The organism is Microseira wollei NIES-4236 (assembly GCF_020521235.1).
Lineage (GTDB): Bacteria > Cyanobacteriota > Cyanobacteriia > Cyanobacteriales > Aerosakkonemataceae > Microseira > Microseira wollei.
Map to the genome: position 1 here is coordinate 1 of NZ_BLAY01000025.1, position 18926 is coordinate 18926.

General features: G+C 45.8%; 15 protein-coding genes and 1 pseudogene. 6 read left to right on the forward strand and 10 right to left on the reverse strand.

Features of this window, described 5'->3' with window-relative positions:
• From MiSe_RS10180 to MiSe_RS10195, 4 genes are all read right to left on the reverse strand, one after another.
• On the reverse strand, positions 1-2731 hold a 2731-nt coding region (locus tag MiSe_RS10180), incomplete at its 3' end, for a Calx-beta domain-containing protein (protein ID WP_307731324.1).
• Between the two features lie 157 nt (positions 2732-2888).
• Entirely contained in the window at positions 2889-3902 is a 1014-nt protein-coding gene (thiL, locus tag MiSe_RS10185) for a thiamine-phosphate kinase (protein ID WP_226578354.1), read from the reverse strand.
• A 240-nt stretch (positions 3903-4142) separates the two neighbouring features.
• Positions 4143-4460, reverse strand: coding sequence for a hypothetical protein (locus tag MiSe_RS10190; protein ID WP_226578356.1), 318 nt, complete (start codon positions 4458-4460; stop codon positions 4143-4145).
• Positions 4461-4568: 108 nt separating this feature from the next.
• A complete protein-coding gene (locus tag MiSe_RS10195; RefSeq protein ID WP_226578359.1) occupies positions 4569-5684 on the reverse strand; it encodes a peptidylprolyl isomerase in 1116 nt (371 codons plus the stop codon).
• Positions 5685-6005: 321 nt separating this feature from the next.
• Here MiSe_RS10195 and efp point away from each other — a divergent pair, with 321 nt between their 5' ends.
• The gene (gene efp, locus MiSe_RS10200; RefSeq protein ID WP_226578363.1) at positions 6006-6563 is read left to right on the forward strand and encodes an elongation factor P; all 558 of its coding nucleotides are present in this window, start codon (positions 6006-6008) and stop codon (positions 6561-6563) included.
• Positions 6564-6727: 164 nt separating this feature from the next.
• Entirely contained in the window at positions 6728-7252 is a 525-nt protein-coding gene (accB, locus tag MiSe_RS10205; RefSeq protein ID WP_226578365.1) for an acetyl-CoA carboxylase biotin carboxyl carrier protein, read from the forward strand.
• Between the two features lie 70 nt (positions 7253-7322).
• Here the strand turns inward: accB and MiSe_RS10210 are convergent, their stop codons facing one another.
• The gene (locus MiSe_RS10210) at positions 7323-8501 is read right to left on the reverse strand and encodes an RNA-guided endonuclease TnpB family protein (protein WP_226578367.1); all 1179 of its coding nucleotides are present in this window, start codon (positions 8499-8501) and stop codon (positions 7323-7325) included.
• 158 nt (positions 8502-8659) lie between these two features.
• On the opposite strand from MiSe_RS10210, the gene MiSe_RS10215 reads away from it, so the two are divergent.
• Positions 8660-9013, forward strand: coding sequence for an ArsR/SmtB family transcription factor (locus MiSe_RS10215; RefSeq protein ID WP_226578369.1), 354 nt, complete (start codon positions 8660-8662; stop codon positions 9011-9013).
• A 74-nt stretch (positions 9014-9087) separates the two neighbouring features.
• On the opposite strand, the gene MiSe_RS10220 is transcribed toward MiSe_RS10215, so the two are convergent.
• The 3 genes from MiSe_RS10220 to proS all read right to left on the reverse strand — a co-directional run bounded on the left by MiSe_RS10220 (position 9088) and on the right by proS (position 12576).
• A complete protein-coding gene (locus MiSe_RS10220; RefSeq protein WP_226578371.1) occupies positions 9088-9672 on the reverse strand; it encodes a GerMN domain-containing protein in 585 nt (194 codons plus the stop codon).
• Positions 9673-9744: 72 nt separating this feature from the next.
• Positions 9745-10581, reverse strand: a complete 837-nt coding sequence (locus tag MiSe_RS10225; protein WP_226578373.1) for an LmeA family phospholipid-binding protein — start codon at positions 10579-10581, stop codon at positions 9745-9747.
• Between the two features lie 159 nt (positions 10582-10740).
• Positions 10741-12576: a proline--tRNA ligase gene (gene proS, locus MiSe_RS10230; RefSeq protein ID WP_226578377.1), complete on the reverse strand. Its 1836-nt coding sequence runs from the start codon at positions 12574-12576 to the stop codon at positions 10741-10743.
• A 269-nt stretch (positions 12577-12845) separates the two neighbouring features.
• On the opposite strand from proS, the gene MiSe_RS10235 reads away from it, so the two are divergent.
• Together MiSe_RS10235 and MiSe_RS10240 are read left to right on the forward strand one after the other, a co-directional pair.
• Entirely contained in the window at positions 12846-14174 is a 1329-nt protein-coding gene (locus MiSe_RS10235) for a TMEM143 family protein (RefSeq protein ID WP_226578380.1), read from the forward strand.
• Between the two features lie 332 nt (positions 14175-14506).
• The gene (locus tag MiSe_RS10240) at positions 14507-15016 is read left to right on the forward strand and encodes an HmpF-related protein (RefSeq protein WP_226578383.1); all 510 of its coding nucleotides are present in this window, start codon (positions 14507-14509) and stop codon (positions 15014-15016) included.
• Between the two features lie 117 nt (positions 15017-15133).
• On the opposite strand, the gene MiSe_RS10245 is transcribed toward MiSe_RS10240, so the two are convergent.
• A complete protein-coding gene (locus MiSe_RS10245) occupies positions 15134-15784 on the reverse strand; it encodes an acetoacetate decarboxylase family protein (protein ID WP_226578386.1) in 651 nt (216 codons plus the stop codon).
• Between the two features lie 366 nt (positions 15785-16150).
• Positions 16151-18058, reverse strand: a complete 1908-nt coding sequence (dnaK, locus tag MiSe_RS10250; protein WP_226578389.1) for a molecular chaperone DnaK — start codon at positions 18056-18058, stop codon at positions 16151-16153.
• 418 nt (positions 18059-18476) lie between these two features.
• Here dnaK and MiSe_RS10255 point away from each other — a divergent pair.
• Positions 18477-18920 (forward strand): annotated as a pseudogene (locus MiSe_RS10255) (Tse2 family ADP-ribosyltransferase toxin).
• Positions 18921-18926 lie beyond the last annotated feature (6 nt).

Here is an 18926-nt window from a genome sequence, read left to right on the forward strand (position 1 = left end):
TAATCAGAGAATCATTATTAGCAATATTAGTGGGAATGCCATCAATTAAAAGTCCTCGATCTCTGTAAATACCAATGCGTTTTCCACCCAAAACGGTTGCTACCGCTGTGTTTTCAGCTACACTACCCAAGCGATCGCTACCGATTGGTTCTTGTCGCACCTGAATTTTGAGGTCGCCGCTGGTTGATTCAACTAAAGTAAATTCACCCACCGCTTGGAAGTCGTGATATTGTTTGTCAATAGTTACTATACGGGGGTCGTTGTAGGTAGAACCGCCATCATCGGGTTTTTTGGGTTTTTCGTCATCGTCAATAATTATGCCTGTGGCATCAATTGTAGTAACGGTATCTTTGGTAGCAAAGCTGGAACCGTCTTGTTTCTTGAGCTTAACAGTAAAGGTTTCAGTTCCCTCATTCTGTGTATCTCCGGTTGTTGGCACAGTAATATCAGCGCTGATTTGTCCTGCTGGGATTGTTACTGTCCTTTGACCAGGGAAATAGTCTTCACCTGCCGTTGCCGTTCCCTTTTCATACTCAACTATCAAGTTGACTGCTTCATTTGATGGTTCGCGACGCGATACTGTGAATACTAGATTGTTTCCTTCTGTTGCACGCGCATCTGAGATTGAAAATGGCAGGTTGTAGGGAATTTCGTACTCAATTTCTACTATTAGGTTCTTAGGAGCATTTTGATCTGGATTTTTATCATCTTGTTCTGCCCCCTCTATTTCCTTAGTGTTAATTGTTTTCAAAATTTTTAATTTTGGATCGGGATCGCTAGGTTTTGTAGGAGGGCTACCTATTAAGGGTAATGGGTCGGTAGCAAAACCATCTTCTGGTATCTTCAATGATAAGAGGGGGCCAAATTGTGAACTACCGGATAATTTTCCAATTTCAAAACTTGCTCCTGCTTGAAGAGCGCTAACATCAATTCCACCTTGAATCACAGGGCCAATGTTATTTTTTACATTGCCGAAAAGCTCATACTTTGCTTTTACTTTTACAGTTCCGGAACCTTCAGAAGGAGCTTTAAATTCAAATTTATTATTTGGGTCGCCTAAAGCTCCCTTTTGCTCAGATTGTCCATCTACTGACATTGTGACTTCCACCCTGTCAGGATCGAACGTAAAGTCTTGCTGAAGACCCAATCCTATATTAGCCTTAATGTCTAAAAGATCGTAGCTTAATTTTGCACTAATTCTTTCTTGCGGCAGAGAAGCTTCTACTTCATTACCTAGCACTCTCAACGCAGGAAAAGAAAGAGCAAATATTCTGTCTAAATCTCCTTCTAACTTTACAAAACTGTCTGATCTACCAGAAGCAGCAATATCTGGTAGAAGCGGATCGCTACTGTCACGAGGAGTTTTGGGTTTTATTTCTCCGTCCTTAATTTTAGGTGTTGAAGCACTAATTGAACCTGTTCCATCAGGAAAGTCAAACTTACCTGATGGATATTTAATCACATCAAAACTCAGCTTGGCTTGCCCCCCGCTGCTTTCTATTCCTATATCAGGCTTAAAATCAGAACCAAAAGGATTTTTTATAGTAACATCTTTAAACGTAACTTTGTTTAGATTAGCCTCTAGCTCAAATCCGGCATTAGGCAACTCAAATCCTTTAGTTTTTTCCGTAAAATTTGCTTCTGAAGTTTTTACACCTACTCCTGGTATTATGGAAAAAGTTTCCCCTAAATCAATGTCTTTTGGTAATTCTACGGTTAGATCAATCGGATACTTAAAGTTAGCTTCTCCATAATTTCCTGGCGTTACAAAGACAGAACCTTTTAATTCAGACTGTAAGTCCCAATCAAATTTAACGAAAAGATTATCAACGATTCCCCCTTGGGGGTTTATTAGTATCGGTTTAAATAAGTCTGTTTGTATTCTGTTAGAGCCAATACCGCCCCAATTTACAATTTTTCCAGCAAAAAAATCAAGCGTATCTTTTTGAGTGGTCATTTCAGCCTGCTCAATCGCTACCACTCTCCCATCCAAAACGAGGACAACTGAATCATCCTCTGTCTGTAATTGCGATAGTTCAGGCAGAGTCAATTGTTTCCCTTGAATCAGATCGGAAAAAATTTCGCCTTCATCTCCAGCAGCATCAGTTGTATTAATCTGCGAATCTATATAATGACCGTATTCTTCGAGGAAAACAGATGCAACAGCTTTCACATTCCCGTTATTCTTCTCGACAAATTCTTGCGCTAAATAAATCGTGTTTGTAGCAGCGGCAAAAGCACCATTGGCTCCCGCGAGATCAAATTGCGATCGCACCTCAATCCCCGGCAATATTCCCAAGTCTCCATTTCTCCACGATTCTGCTAAAAATGCAGTTTTATTGCCATCTAAACTGTCGCCAAATGCTATTTGCATATTAGCAATCAAATCTGGCTCGTTCGCAAATGTTTTGAGCAAATTCTCAGCAGTTTGCAGCGCTGCTTGTAGAGTAGGCATCTCACCTTCCACAATGCCAGTTACAGGATCGTTGCTATCACTCTGCCAGTTTTCCCAAGAATGCTCGAATTGATAGCGATCGCTAAATGCTGCTGCTTCCCGATACTGCTTTAAGTGCAAACTACTATCGATACTCGTTCGAGGCGTAGAAAAGCCGAGCCGCTTTTGTTCCATATGCAGCGAAAGCGGCTCAAAAGATAATATTTCTCGATCGTTTTCACCTATGCCAAAATTCCCAATAGTTCCCCGTTGGGTGAGCGTTTCAAACCCATCCATAATCTGCTCCTGTATCAACTGTAAATTAAAAACCTTAGTAAGTGAAAGGATTGTAAGTAGCAATTTTTCGCTAGTCAATACCCATTAATAAAAATTAATAATTAGGCTCTGTGATAAGGAATGTAACAAAGCGAATTAGAAATAGTAGAATATCGGTTCAAAAATGCTGAAATCCTTGGTTAAGGCTAATAATTTTATCAGGATAATCGCCTCTAGCATCAACTAACAGCACTTCCGATTCAGTTTTAATTGTTCCAACAATGGCGGCTTTTTTATCTAATTTATTGACCAATATCTGAGCAAATTCGAGCGGAAGACACAAAACTAATTCAAAGTCTTCGCCGCCGTATAATGCCCAATTTAATGCTTGTTCTGCTGAGACAAAATTGAGTAAACTATCGGAGAGGGGAATATGCGTTCGCGTAACCACCGCCCCCACTCCACTCGCCCGACAAATCTGCACAATTGCATCCGCTAATCCATCGCTGCTATCCATTCCAGCAATGGGTAATTGGGAATTGGTAATAGGGCATTGGTAATTGTCTAGAATGTCCCACAAAATGGGTAAAACATCTAATCTGGGTTTGGGGCGTTGATGAGCTTTAATTAATGCTTTTTTATCGCTCTCTTTAAGATTTTGTCCTAATTCTGGGTGCAACAATAATTCTAATCCGGCGCGGGACGAACCGTGAACGCCTGTAACTACAATTGCATAGCCCGGTTGTGCGGCACTGCGGCGGATAATCCGATTGGGGGTAACTTCGCCAAACGCAGTGATGGAGAGGGTGACAACGGGCGATCGCACCACATCTCCCCCCACAATCGGGGTATTGTATTGTCCCAAACATTCGCTCATCCCCTCATAAACCTGCTCCACCCAACTCACCTCTGTATCCCCCGTCACAGCCAAACCTACGGTAATTCCCAGAGGAGATGCGCCCATAGCGGCTAAATCGGATAAATTAGCAGCAGCCGCACGCCAGCCTGTATCTTGGGGAGAGGTGGTGCGATCGCTAAAATGCACCCCATCGACTAACATATCGGTAGTAACAACAAGCTCGTACCCAGGCTGCAACGGCAGAACAGCCGCATCATCACCCACTATTTCAGCGGGACAAAACCGCTGCAATCGTTGCAATAACCCTTGTTCCCCAACATCCCTAATTTTCATAAACTGTTTGTAGTAGGGACTTTAGTTTCTCAAAGCCTAATAACCAAGGACGTTCGTCCTTACTACGAACTGAACTGAAAACCCCGATTTGATTGAGCATTTTAATGGTGGTGGCGGTGCCGTACTCTGCTGGCTAACGCACCCTACTACTAACAACCCTGCGAAATTTATTTCAGCGCTAATTGTGGGCGAATCAAATCTAAAATCTGCCATCTCAAATCTGAAATCTGAAATTATTAATCACCAATCTCCTTTTGCCAAAGACGGAGGTAAACGCAATTTAGGAAAGCGATAAAAAGGTTCGCCATCGCGATCGAATTCCAGAATTGCACCAAAAGTCTTAACCTGTAGATCCAGGTACTGCTTAGCCAACTGGGAATCAACAGTTGCAGCCGCAGCTAGCTGGATCAGGGAAATACAACTATCTTGCTCTTTTAACAACTCATAGAAAGCTACTTCTAGTCGCCGTTGCTTCTGCTGATCGCCAGTTGCCTTAATTATAAATAAGCCAGCCGTTCCAGCAAGCGCGAGGATTAATATAAACTCAACAATCGCCATGTCAGGTAAAAATCTAGGCTAATTTATATTTTGCAATATTTTACGATATCGCTCCCAGACAATAGCCTGAGAGCGAAATTTTGGGCAGATATTGCCCTAGGGCTTAATTTAAGCAGCTTGAGGCTGAACCAGATTTTCTGCCCCTCGAACTACCTTAGCCGATTCGATCGTATCGCCTGCCCGCAGCTTTTCCAACACTTCCTTCCCTTCCGTCACGTAGCCAAACACTGAATAGCGACCATCGAGCAAGTTGAGTCCGGCGGGAGTGAGTTCGGGTTCAAATAGGAAAAAGAAAAACTGAGACGATCCCCCATCTGGAGCGAATTCGGGACGCGCCATTGCGACAGCACCATAGGCAGAAAAGGGTAAAACCGGCTGTTCGCGGAAGCGTCCGGCATCTTCTAGGGTAATACCATAAGTCGGTGCCCGGTCGCCTTTAACCAGAATTTCTAGGGGAATGGCGCGGTATTTGCCAGTAGCTGGATCGATAAAACCTTGATCCGGGCCGGGTGGATCTCCAGCTTGCAGCACGTAAGATTCTTCAGCGCGAATAAACTTCATCCCGTCGTAAAAACCGCGCTCAACTAAATCTACAAAATTCCCAGCAGTCACGGGGGCGCTAAAGCCATCCACAATTAAGGTAATAGAGCCTTTATTGGTTGTCATTTCGATGGTGGCGCGACCTTTAAGCTGAGGCAAATTACTATATTCGGCGGGAACTTCATAGGGGAATTTCTGCACCATCAAATCTTCTAGATCCCCGACTAAATTCAGCGCCTTGGAACGCTCAACAGAAATTTGGTTTTTATCCTTGGCTTCCTTAGCGTTGGAGAGGGCGGTTAATTGCCCTTTCAGTTCCTCGATCAAAGCCTCAGCTTTTGCTTGGCGTTCTTCAGGGATGCTGGCTAGCAATTTCTCAGGACGGGAGAGAATCGAACCCGCTTTGCTAATATCGCTAGAAATAGCACTCCAACGGCGATTAGCGCGCAGTTGGTTGGCAATGTCTTCCAAACTCGATTGCAAGTCTCGCACCGGCTGATTGTCAATTGGTAGGGCATACCGCAATAGCGCTCTACCATCGGTGATAGGATTTCCCACAGGTAAACGGCTCTGGCGGTAGGCAGCAGAAAGCCCCAAAGAGAGCGTTACCAGCAGCAGCATCGCGATGCCGGTTAAGAGCCAGCGTTTGGCAAGCTCAAAGAATGGAAGACTAGAACGAGGCATAAATAAAGTTTTAAGTACACACAATCTTACATCTTGCCATAGAGGGGAGGACGCTCGCTTGGCGGGGACACTCTGACGCGGGAAATGAAGATAGGGAAAATGGGGAAGATGGGGAAGATGGGGAAGGTGATGCAGGTGATGAAGACGATCGAGATAGGGAAGATGGGGAAGAAATTACTTCTACTTCAATCATCTCCCTTGTCTCCCTTGTCTCCCTCATCTCCCCATCACCATAGCCCCCCTGCCCCTTTTGCCCCTGTTTGATCCCTAAGAGCGGTACAATCATTAAGCCGATCGTTCTGCCTGTGGGAAACAAGGTTCATGATTTCGAGTAACGATTTTCGACCCGGCGTATCAATTGAATGGAATAATGGCGTTTGGCGGGTCGTAGAATTCCTCCACGTCAAACCAGGTAAGGGTTCTGCTTTTGTGCGAACCAAGCTGAAAAACGTCCAAACTGGCAACGTGGTAGAACAAACCTTCCGCGCTGGTGAAACGGTGCCCCAAGCCAATCTAGAAAAGAGTACGATGCAGCATACCTATAAAGACGGCGATGATTACGTCTTTATGGATATGGAAACCTATGAAGAAGCGAGACTTTCTGCTAAACAGATTGGCGATCGCGTCAAGTACCTCAAAGAAGGCATGGAGGTGAACGTCATCCGCTGGAACACCCAAGTGATGGAAGTAGAACTGCCCAACTCGGTTGTATTGGAAATAGTTCAAACCGATCCTGGTGTCAAGGGCGACACCGCCACCGGCGGTAGCAAACCCGCTATTGTCGAAACGGGCGCGCAAGTGATGGTTCCCCTGTTTATTTCTATAGGCGAGCGCATCCGCATTGATACCCGCGAAGATAAATATCTAGGTCGCGAGTAAATTTTAGAGGTGAGATTTTAGATTTGAGATTGGGGAATGTCGTTCCCAGGCAGATCCGTGGGAACGAGGGTAATGGGTAATGGAAAAAACAATTACCACTTACCAATTACCCATTACCTGTTACCAATTACCTTCAAAACGAATTTAACGGGGTCAGACTTATTGTGGAATTGGACTTGAATGCACTCCGCGAACTCCTGGCGGTTTTAAATCAAACCGAGATTACCGAACTGACACTCAAAAGCGCGGACTTTGAATTGACAGTGCGTAAGGGTAGCTCATTGAGCGATCGCCCACCCGAACGCTTATCACCCCAAGCTTTAGCTTTCGACCAGGAGAGTCGCGCGATGCTCCCTGACCCGCCAGTGCGCCCTACAACGGCTGCTGCTGGCGCGGTAGGCAGTTTTGCTTCTGCTCCACCGGGATCGCCGCCACAAGCTGAGTCGAAATGGGTGGCAATTAAGTCCCCGATGGTGGGGACATTTTACCGCGCCCCCGCTCCCAACGAACCGCCGTTTGTGGAAGTGGGCGATCGCATCCGCGTTGGGCAAACGATTTGTATCATCGAAGCGATGAAGCTGATGAACGAAATTGAAGCCGAAGTCTCAGGACAGGTAATGGAGATCCTCGTTTCCAACGGCAATCCCGTGGAATTCGACCAAATTTTGCTGCGGATTAATCCAGACTGAACATTACTCTATTGCTATAGAAAAGGAACTGTTGACACTCGGCGACCTGAAGGTACGCAGATTCTTGCATCTACAGATTCCTCTCCCTGGGAGAGGAACCCTTCATCAAGTTTGGGGGTGTGCCAAGCACCCCATCAACTAGACCGGATGAAGCCATTACAGCACCATCCTTCTTTAGGTCTAGCTGACATGAGAAACCATCCCATTGTGCTAGGTTTCTCGCAGCATTTAAATCAGCGTTGTGGTAGTGACGGTTAGGGCAATTAAAATGATGTCCTTTCCTGGTGCCAATAGTGCCGCAAGTAGAGCAAGATTTACTGGTATAGGGAGCCGGACGCTTAATAAGTTTCAATCCTTTCAAAGCTAACTTATAATCAAGCTTTTGTTCCAAAGAATAGTACGCCCAAGAATGCCTTGATTCACCACTATCAGAACGATTTTTTTGGCTCTGCTTCATCGAGGAGCGACACCCTTCTAAGTCTTCAACCACTACATCAGCATTCAGGTATTCTGCAAATCGAACAATTCTTCTACTGATAGTGTGGTTAACGGCTTCCATCCACCTGCGTTCCCGCTTATTCCACTTCTTTAAGGCTCGAAATTTCTTGGCTGACTGCAAGGATTGACGGCGTTTTTGGAAATGGCGACGACGATGTTTAACTTCCTTGCCCTTAAAGAACTTTCCGAACCCCGATCCTGGTGCTACCACTGCTATATTGTTTTGCCCCCTGTCGCATCCAATTCTGTTAATCGTCTGCACTGAAGGAACTTCCAAGGTGACAGAGATGTAGGCATACCATTTCCGGCGATGACAGATGATTTTAGCCGAACCTTTATCAAGGAAAGTATCAGGATTTAGCAGCCTATCTAGTATAGCCTGCCAGTGGGTTGACGCCACCATTACAGGAACTCGTTTTATCCCCTTAATTGTTGGGAAACTCAAGCTATAAGTTTCCCCAAATTTGTGAATTTTCCAGTTCTGTTTATTTATTTCTGGAGGCAAGCATTTGTACTGTTTAATTTTTTTCCCAACCCCAGAAGTGGTATGCCGAATTGTTTGATTGGCGAGGGCAGACATGAGTGAAGTTTCTATCCCCGCTGTGGTTAACTTCCGTCTTTGGGGGAGAGGGATGGTTAACAACCAATTTGCCAAACGGGTGTTTTCCTCGGTCATCTCGCCAAACATACCTGCTTTGGCTTGATTGAGGTCAACAAATTTAAGTTTTAGCGTGATAGTAACTTGATTCATATTACGATCTTAGCATAATTCTTACCCAGATAGGTAAAATATGAATGCGGTTAAAACCGCTCCTGTCCTTTTTTATCCCCGCTTTAACAAGACGGGGCTTTCAACCTCCCGCTTCTCTTGGTAAAATTTTTGGGGATCGGTCCTTTTTGATAAATTCAATGAGACAAGCGCAACCTGTACCGCAAGAAGTTGTGCAACAAGTGGCTGAGTACTTCAGCATTTTGAGCGAACCAATGCGCCTTCGGCTGTTAAACTTACTTCGCAATGGCGAGAAATGCGTGCAAGAGCTAGTAGATGCGACGCAAACGAGTCAGGCTAACGTTTCCAAGCACTTAAAAGTGATGTTGCAGGCAGGTATCCTCAGCCGCCGCAGCGAAGGCACCTCCGCCTTCTACAAGGTGGAGGATGAGTTAATTTTTGAGCTGTGTAACCTGGTATGCGATCGCCTAGCTACCCGCATCGAACAACAAGCCCGCCACTTTCGCGATTTTAGCCTCGCCAGCAAACAATAGTTGGGTAATGGGTAATGGGTAATTGGTAATTGGTTGGAGTCTATACTTATCAGTTGAACCATTACCCATTACCGCTAAAGCTGAAAATCCGCGTCAAAACTTTGGCGAGTCATCGGTTGGTCGATGGTTAAACCTTCACCGCCTAACTCTGTCAAGGGTTTCCCCTCGACAGATATATACACTTTGGCTTTGGGGTTTAAACTGGTTGCGGTGTAAATCACCTGTCCCAAGCGGCTTTGCATCGAAGCCGTACCGCCGCCCCTCGTGAATTCTTGGGACAAATCGACGGATACGGTATCATTTTTAACCGCCAAGCTGCGGAGTTTGGTTCCCTGGGGAATGCTGGAAGAAACACCCGCATCAGCACCCGTAGATCCCGATAACAAGCGGTTAAACGCTGCTTCTAGAGACTGTTTTGGATTTTGGTTTCCCGTCTTGGTTGACGCTACCGGACGACCAACCAGGTGTATTTTATTATCCTGAGCTTCAACTAAGTAAACTTGAGCCGTCTGCTGTTGTTCTTGCTGGACAACAGGGGACGGAGTGAGAGTATTATTTGTTACCGTCTGGTTTTCCCTTCCACAACCAGTAACTAAAGCCAGGGTCACGACACCCGCAATGACGCTGCGAGGGATACGACAGAGTAGTTGTTGTTGCATGATGGGGTTCTCCTTCCAAATAAGCAGACTGGGTGTGAGGAGACCGAAATAGAGCTATGTGTTTGGCAACGGCTAGTTGTTGACCTTCTGGAGCGAAGGTGAGGGCAAAACTCGTACAAACGCCGCGATCTCCAGTTGATCTGGATTTATCTTTAATTGTAGAAGCCTTGCTGTAATTCCGGACTGTTCCAATTGACCGAGATCGAACTGTTCGGTTAAACTCTGGCTCAGCGGGCCAAGCAGAAAAGAAGGTATCTCGTTATTATCGATCGATGCACTTGGCTCGATTAATTGCAACCGCCGCCCCGATACAAAAGCTATCCCAGACTCAAGTCTAATCGGTAATTTCCTCCCATTGGCGGCATCGGTTTGGGTTTCGCCCTCCTGCTGTAACTCTACCTGGAACCGCAGGCGGTTGTTTGCCAAAAATTCTACCCTGGGATTGACGAAAGTGTAGCGTTGCGAACCTTGATTTAAAAAAGCACCCGCATAGCGGGTTACCAGGTTCTGCAACAGCGCCTTGATTCTGGGTGTCTGTAAAGCTTTGTTGATATCCCCTGCGGTTAAAACTAACCGCACCCCAGCTTGCAAAGGTTGGCGTAAAGCTGCGGTAGGCAACTGTCCCCGCTGTCTCAGACGCTGTATATTAACGTCAACGGGGTCGGTTTCTAATTCTAAAGCAGCGATGCGAGCTTCGGGGATGAGCCACAATCCGCGTCCAGCAATTCGCACCCGTTCTAGTTTACCTTGCACCAACTGGTAGCTGGGAACGTTGTCTACTCGGACTTGTAATTGTTCTACTCTGTCAAACTGGGAACGGATGGTATTTCTAGCAATACTCTCTACGAAAAACCCAGCCGTAGACAGCAGACCAAATACCGCAGATAAAAGATAGGTAATGATTTCCATTGGGAATGGCTAATGGCTAATTGCTCATGGCTCATTGTTAATTGTTATTGGTTTTTTGGCAATTAGCCATTGTTAAGAATAAATTTCACAGATGTAGGGGCACGGCGTAGAAGGATTTTTGGTTTTTATTAAAAGTTTGTCTAATGCTGTGCCCCTACTTTAGGATATCGCTGCCTCGATCCACTGCTTGAGCGTGGATACTACTTCATCGATGGGAATTTCTTGGGATTTGTGGGTAGCGCGTTCGACAACTTCGACTTTACCCGATTGCAGCGATCGCCCGGTGACAATCCGGTAAGGTATGCCAATCAAGTCGGCATCTTTAAACTTTACACCCGCTCGCTCGTTGCGGTCATCCAGCAGCGTGTCAACTCCCGCTTGATTTAATGCTGTATAAAGTTTCTCCCCGACTTCTATTTGTTGGGCGTCGGATACGTTGGGAATGCAGATAATCGCGTGGTAGGGAGCGATCGCTACAGGCCAAATTATCCCATCTTTGTCGTAAGATTGCTCCACCGCCGATTGTGCTAATCGCGACACGCCTACCCCGTAACATCCCATCACCAAAGGCATTTCTTCCCCTTGTTCGTTGGTGTAGGTAGCCCCCATTGCTTTCGAGTATTTTGTCCCCAGTTGGAAGATATGACCGACTTCGATTCCCCTGGCGCTTTGCAGGGTTTGTTCCGGGTTGTGGTTCGCGCGATCGCCCGGTCTAGCTTTCCGTATATCTACTATGCTTTCTGCTAACTTAAATTGCTCTCCCCAATTCGCTCCCACTACGTGATAGCCAGACTCATTAGCACCCGTGACGAAATTCTTTAAATCAACCGCAGTTTTATCAACTAAACGCAAAAACTTGGCTTCCACCCTTGGCCCCCCCAAGGCATTGGGGGGTTGGGGGGGATCCGAGGTAATATAATCGTCTGGGATATCTGGTGCAATATAGCCTAAAGGTAAAGACTTCGCCGCCCATTTTTGCTGTGCTTCCGCATCGGGTACTTGCAGCGCTAAAACCGTTTTAGCATTGTATCGCTCTGCTTGCCGTACTAACTCATTTTGCAGCTTAACATCATTAACTTCTTGGTCGCCGCGAATGCTGACCAATACCAGCACCGTAGTCCCGTTATCATAAACAGCTTGGTAGAGGACATTCTTGACAACTTGAGTCGGGGAACATTTCAGGAATTGGCAGAGTTTTTCTATCGTTTCGGTTCCCGGAGTTTCCCGTTTTTCATAACTATTAAACGGCGAAGGTTCTGCATCCGCTGGCAAAGAAACCGCCTTTTCTACATTAGCGGCATACTTGCCATCTTCGGTGTAGAGAACCTCATCTTCTCCCGCATCTGCGAGTACCATAAATTCTTGGGAACCAGACCCGCCAATTGCCCCGGAATCAGCTTCAACTGCGCGGAATTTTAAACCAGAACGCCGCAGCATATTGCTGTAAGCCTGGTGCATATCCTGATAAGTTTTTTTCAGGCTTTCCTCATCGGCGTGGAACGAATAGCCATCCTTCATGATGAATTCGCGACCCCGCATTAAGCCAAATCTAGGGCGAATTTCATCGCGGAATTTTGTTTGAATTTGATACAGGTGCAAAGGCAATTGCCGATAGGAACGAATCATCTCCTTAGCGACAGTTGTAATTACCTCTTCATGAGTCGGACCTAGTCCCAATTCCGTCTCGCGGCGGTCTACGAGGGCGAACATAATACCCTCAGCTTTAGTATAAGTATCCCAACGACCCGATTCTTTCCACAACTCGGCGGGTTGTAATTGGGGAAGGAGACACTCTTGCGCGCCTGTGGCGTTCATTTCTTCCCGGACAATTTGGGAAACCTTTTGCAGCACCCGCCACATCAGGGGCAGATAGGCATAAATACCGCTACCGATGCGACGGATATAACCTGCACGCAGGAGTAATTTATGACTGGGTATTTCTGCTTCTGCTGGGTCTTCCCGCAGCGTGACGAATAACATTTGAGACAGTCGCATCGTTTCTTCTCTTCCTTTTCCCGACGGGATGCTTGCTTTCTCAGTCTAGAACATTCGGGGGTTCAAATCTTTCAGATGATATAGCCATCTCATCCTTGTCTTTGACCTACTCCCCCATCTGAAGCAGGGGGATTCTCAAGCATGTTGTTACGAGGCGGTCTTAAAACGCGCCTCGTAACCTTTCTTCATTGGCTTGGCTGTGAACCGTAGTTTATGGTATCACCTAATTAATCGATTTTTCCGCCCAGCCTACCCAAAACATTGATATTATGGCAGTTTATCAAGACCGCGAAGCGTTCATTCCCTATCGTCGATCCGACCTGATCGAACTTTGCGTGGAATCCGGTCATTTAGCAGCCGCAGATGTGCCAAAGTTCCGGAATTTCTGCAAAATATTGTCGGCCTATTACCATTTTAATTCGCATCAAAAATTGGAGTTTTTAAAAGATAATTATGCTCCGTTTAACCCGGATGCAGATACCAAATTTATAAATGAATTGACACCAGACCAAAAGGCCAAGATGCCAGCCCAATTGTTGACTGTTTTTGAGAATATACTGACCCAAGCTAATTATATACCATTAACCCAAAAAAAGTTACAATTGGCGTTGCAGGAAAAGTCATTAATTGAGTTAAAAACACAGATTAATTTTGAAGACTTTGACCAAATCGTTTGCTACTACCGAGGCGACAGAAAACAAAAAATAATCGGCAAAAAACTCTGGAAAAATGTAGAAAAGACGATTCAGGTATTTGAGCGGGTAGTATTGTTGCTTAAATTCAAAAATTACAGATATTTTGAGGCGAAAAAAATCCAGATTAAAAAACTTAATTTTAAGCCTGGTAAAATATACATTTACTTTTACAAAAACATCCCCAAATATGACCTAGAGTTTTTATTTCCCAACATTAAGCTCAGCATGACATGGAAAGACCGTCTCCTGTTTGGCATTCCTGCGGTTGGGGCTGGTATTCCGCTCCTACTCAGAGTCATTCCTCAATTGTTTCTGATTGTAGGGGTGATATTATTTGTCTTTTTCGGTCAGTCGATCCTGGTAAAATATATCAACGAAGAGCAAGTCCGTAATATTATGCCCATACTCGTGGCTTTCTTGTCGCTAATTGTTGGCTTGGGCGGGTTTGCGTTCCGGCAATATAACAATTACAAGAATAAGAAAATCAAATTTCAAAAAGAGATAACAGACACTCTGTTTTTCAGAAATTTGGCTAATAACGCTAGGGTTTTTAGCTGTTTAATTGACGATGCAGAAGAGGAAGAATGCAAAGAAATTATCCTAGTATATTATCACCTAATGACGAGCAAAAATCCTCTAAATCCGGAACAATTGGATGACCGAATTGAGGCATGGATGGCAGAAAAATTTGGGACGAAAATTGACTTCGATATCAATGGCCCGCTACGCAATCTGGAAGCAATACGCGGCAAAATTGTCAAAGAAGGAGAAGCGGAAGCTAGTACGCCAGAAATACCGCTCCTGACTTACGATAACCAGGGATTTTGTCAAGTTCCATCCCTGGACGATGCCAAAACAATCGTAGATTACGTTTGGGACAATGCCTTTCTCTACGCCAAATGATGGCATCTGAGGAAAAGCCAGATGTCAATTTGCCCGGGGGATGAATTACCATAAATTGGGCAGTAAATATGATAATTTTTTTTAACAGAGGTGCGAACGCGAGTGCGTGCCTCCGGCATATCGTGACACCCCACACCCCCATTTGTAATCGCACCGTACACATATGTGAAAGCACTTGCACAAACCCGCCCGTACCTTAGTCCGCAGATTACCATTTACAATGCAGATCCTTCTGCTTGGTCAGAAACAAGTCTATGGGCAAAGTTCAAGAATTCCTGACGTTACTTGAGGAAAGACCAAGATAGCAAGGCTTTGGATTAAGGAATACCATTATGCGGTATCTTGCAGAAGTCCAAAAAATAGGAACGCTTGGCATTAAAACACAACTCAAGCTGCTAGCTTATCAGGAAAGCGAACAGATTTGGAGTCCCGTATCCGATGAAGAGACAATTTTATACGAGACAGCTAATAAGTACAAAGCTGGTGCTTTTGTGCTAGTTGAATTGAACAAAAGCAAACAAGTCCAACAAATTGAAGAAGCAGCACGTCCTTTAGTTGGCATTTTGCAAAGTTATGCCAATTTACCGAAAAAGTTACAGCGCCTAGAAGAAGACATAAAACTGTGGGAGCAGTCTTATTCTGAACAGAAAAAGATGCTGAATCGGCGCAGTTTAGCGCTGCAAAACCGAGAACAACAGTTGAAACAACAAAAAGAAGATTTTAGCCACAAGCTAGACCGACAACGCGAGCAACTTGACAGCGTGTGGGATGACCTCGATCGACTGCGCCAACAGCTAAATCTCGACCGTCAGAAGCTAACAGAAACTTTGCAGCAACTTTGACCTCTCCCCGCCATAAATGGACGGGGATTCTAAACTCTTGCTTCACCGAGGGATAAAAACAATCGGTTAGGCTTTTTAGTGTTGGTGGTGCGTTACACGACCTTAACGCACCCTACATTAGGTAAACTCAACCGATCTATTTCCCACGACTTGCGGCGCACCCGCTACCAAACGCAAATCGTCGCCATAAACAGATAGCCAAGGTTGACCTAAATTTAAACTAGAAAAAGGACTTTCTGCGGGGACTATCAATTTGCTGTTAATCAACCCCAAACGAGATTCAACCTCACCTTTAAACAACAGCAAATCTGTACCCAAACTACTCAAAACCGGGCCGCTAAACGGTATCGGCAACCCAAAACTTGGCTGACTGTAAGTGAGGCTGCAAAGTTGTCGATCTCCTTGGCGGATGGTAACGTTAGACTGCTCTCCCTTCACCCAAATAAACTCAGCCAATTCTTTTGGTAGACCCCAAATTTCTCGACCGCCTGCTACAGAATCGGAATTATCGACATAAATATGGGACACCCAACCACCGATTTTGCCGGAATAGTTCACCACACCAGCAACAACAATTAACTCGTTGTATTCCAGGACAGAACCTAATCCGTAGGAGGATACATAAACCCCGCCTAGAGTTTTTCCAGGCCATACAGAAATAATGTCTAATTCTTTTGGAATAAAAGGACGCGCTCTGTCAATATCGATTAATTGTAAAGTTTGAATCGCGTAGCCTTTGAGCGTCCACGGTGCTTGTGGATATGCCATTGAAATATTCTCCTGTTAACCCTTTTCCCTTTTTAGCGTAAGGTATCGAGCAGATAATCTGCCAAAAGGTGAAACCATTCTGCTAGCTAAACTCATTAATATTGCATATGATGTCTGGTAGATTACCCATAATTAGCAGCCGGGACACGGCACGATTAACGTTATCTGTTTGTCCGAGATATCTATGATGCCGTGTCCCTACGCAACGACTCTGTGAGGTTTTTTTATTATCGGCAATTCAACGTACATCATGTCATTTCAACTAAAGCGATCAAAAAAAAGAGGAGAGGATTGCGATCCCATTCCCCTCCACCCTTGTTATGACTCCTAGCCATTAGCCATTAGCCATTAGCCATTAACTAATGACTATTTCGTTTCAGAGAATTCGGCGTCAATCACATCATCGCCGCCAGAAGCACCAGTCGCACCAGTGCCACCCGTACCAGCATCGCCACCAGGTGCAGCACCTGCGCCAGCTTGTTGATAGATATTGCTACCAATGCTGTACAAGGTTTGTTGCAATTCCGGCATCAAGGTCTTGATCCGTTCGTCGTCATCCTTGGAAATGGCTTCCTTCAAGTCTTTGATCAAACCTTCAGCCTTGGTTTTATCCGCTGCGGGGACTTTATCTCCCAGTTCTTTAAGCTGCTTCTCAGCTTGGTATGCCAGAGAGTCTGCTTGGTTCTTGCGGTCGATCTTTTCGCGACGTTCCTTGTCTGCGGAAGCGTTGCGTTCGGCTTCTTTAACCATGCGCTCAACGTCATCTTTGGGCAGGGTAGAAGCGCCGGTAATGCTGATTGATTGTTCTTTACCAGTCCCTTTGTCTTTGGCGGTAACGTTCAGGATACCGTTGGCGTCGATATCGAAGGTAACTTCAATTTGCGGTACGCCACGGGGTGCGGGAGGAATGCCATCTAAGCGGAAAGTACCCAGACTCTTGTTGTCATTGGACATTTCCCGTTCGCCTTGGAGGATGTGGATTTCCACATTGGTTTGACCATCCACGGCGGTGGAGAACACTTCCGACTTCTTGGTAGGAATCGTGGTGTTGCGTGGGATAATCTTGGTCATAACGCCGCCCAAGGTTTCCACACCCAAAGACAGCGGAGTTACATCCAGCAACAGGATGTCTTTAACTTCACCCGCGAGGACGCCTGCTTGAATCGCAGCACCAACGGCAACTACTTCATCCGGGTTAACGGTTTGGTTGGGTTGTTTGGCTAGAACCCGCGCCACCAATTCTTGCACGGCGGGAATCCGAGTCGAACCACCCACCAACACGACTTCATCGATTTGCTCTTTATTTAGCTTGGCGTCGCGCAGGGCATTTTCTACCGGAATGCGGCAACGATCAATTAAATCCGAGCAAAGTTCTTCAAATTTAGCCCGCGTCAGCTGCACTTCCAGGTGTTTGGGACCTTCCTGAGTTGCGGTGATGAAGGGCAGGTTAATTTCGGCTTGGGTGACGCTAGACAGTTCAATCTTGGCCTTTTCAGCAGCTTCGGTGAGGCGTTGCAGCGCTTGTCTGTCTTTCCGCAGTTCGATGCCTTCGTTTTTCTTGAACTGTTCGGCGAGAAAGTCTACGATTTTCTTGTCGAAGTCGTCACCGCCCAGGTGGGTATCGCCGGAGGTTGCCAGTACTTCAAACACGCCGTCGCCGACTTCTAGAATCGATACGTCAAAAGTACCGCCACCTAAGTCGAATACGAGGATGGTTTCGTTGCTCTTCTTGTCTAAACCGTAAGCGAGAGAAGCTGCGGTGGGTTCGTTGATGATCCGCAAAACTTCAATGCCCGCAATTTTACCAGCGTCTTTGGTGGCTTGACGTTGGGAGTCGTTGAAGTAGGCAGGAACGGTAATAACAGCTTGGGTGACTTGTTCGCCCAGATATTTGCTGGCGTCATCGACCAGCTTCCGCAGCACTTGGGCGGAAATTTCTTCTGGGGCAAACTGCTTACCTTGAGAAGGGCAGTCAAGCTTGACGTTGCCGTTGACGTTGAGGACTTTGTAAGAAACTTCGGTTGCTTCGTGGGTGACTTCGGAGAATTTACGCCCGATAAACCGCTTCACCGAATAGAAGGTGTTTTCCGGGTTCATCACCGATTGACGTTTGGCGATTTGACCGACCAAGCGATCGCCATTTTTGGTAAACGCCACAACCGAAGGCGTGGTGCGAAAACCCTCTGCGTTAGCAATTACTGTGGGTTTGCCACCTTCCATCACTGCCACGCAAGAGTTTGTCGTACCTAAGTCAATTCCAACTACTTTTGCCATAAGAGTATTCTGGTTCTATGTCGCTACAAAAACTTTGGCCCTCTTTTGACCAGATGCTGACCAAGGAATTCTTAGTCTTCCACATCAGCAGCAAGTCTAGCTTCAATACCATTTTGGTAAGCTTACTGATCTATATAGTGAGGGCGGTACGGTATCTGTTGAAGGGGGGTTTCCCGAACCTAACCGAGGACGGTTAGGTTTGTTGGTGGTGTAGCATGTCCAGAGCCTTTTAGGTTCTGCTAATTGCTGCCACTGCAACTACTGTAGGTAAAGTAACGCGGTTGGGGTTGGGGGTGAACCGTATAAGATCGGGGGTGTTTGCCGTCTGGGGTGGAGTGCGATCGCAATTTATATTGCCAACGCATCAGTTGATCGCATTATGATTAATCTGGCAATCTGGCTGATTTAATTGTGGTAGATGGCAAAACTCTACTATCGAGGCATGGCAGAGGAAAACGGTAAACCCAAAGTAGGGCGTAGCGCTCGGTTGTTGGGAGTCTGACCCGGTATTGACATTGATGTCGAGCAAATGTCCAGAGATTGCTTGGATGAACGGGGATATTTGCGACCAGAAGCCGAACCCAATCCTTCAGGCGAGCTTGTAGCTGTAGCCATTAGAAATACTAAAGGAATGTCAACCTCGTTAACAATCGAAAGTTTACCAGCATGCCGCAGACCTGCAACATTTGGAGGTACGGGAAAAGATCCCCTCTGGCAAATTGAAGACAGCAAAATTACTGGATATCTCCAAGCCGTCCAAGACAGTCCCACCCACGTTAGTATTCTGCCAAGAACTACAATGTTGTTAGAGAAATACGAAGCAGCACTGGCAAATACCCAGAATGATTGGCAGAGAGTTTGACTCGGA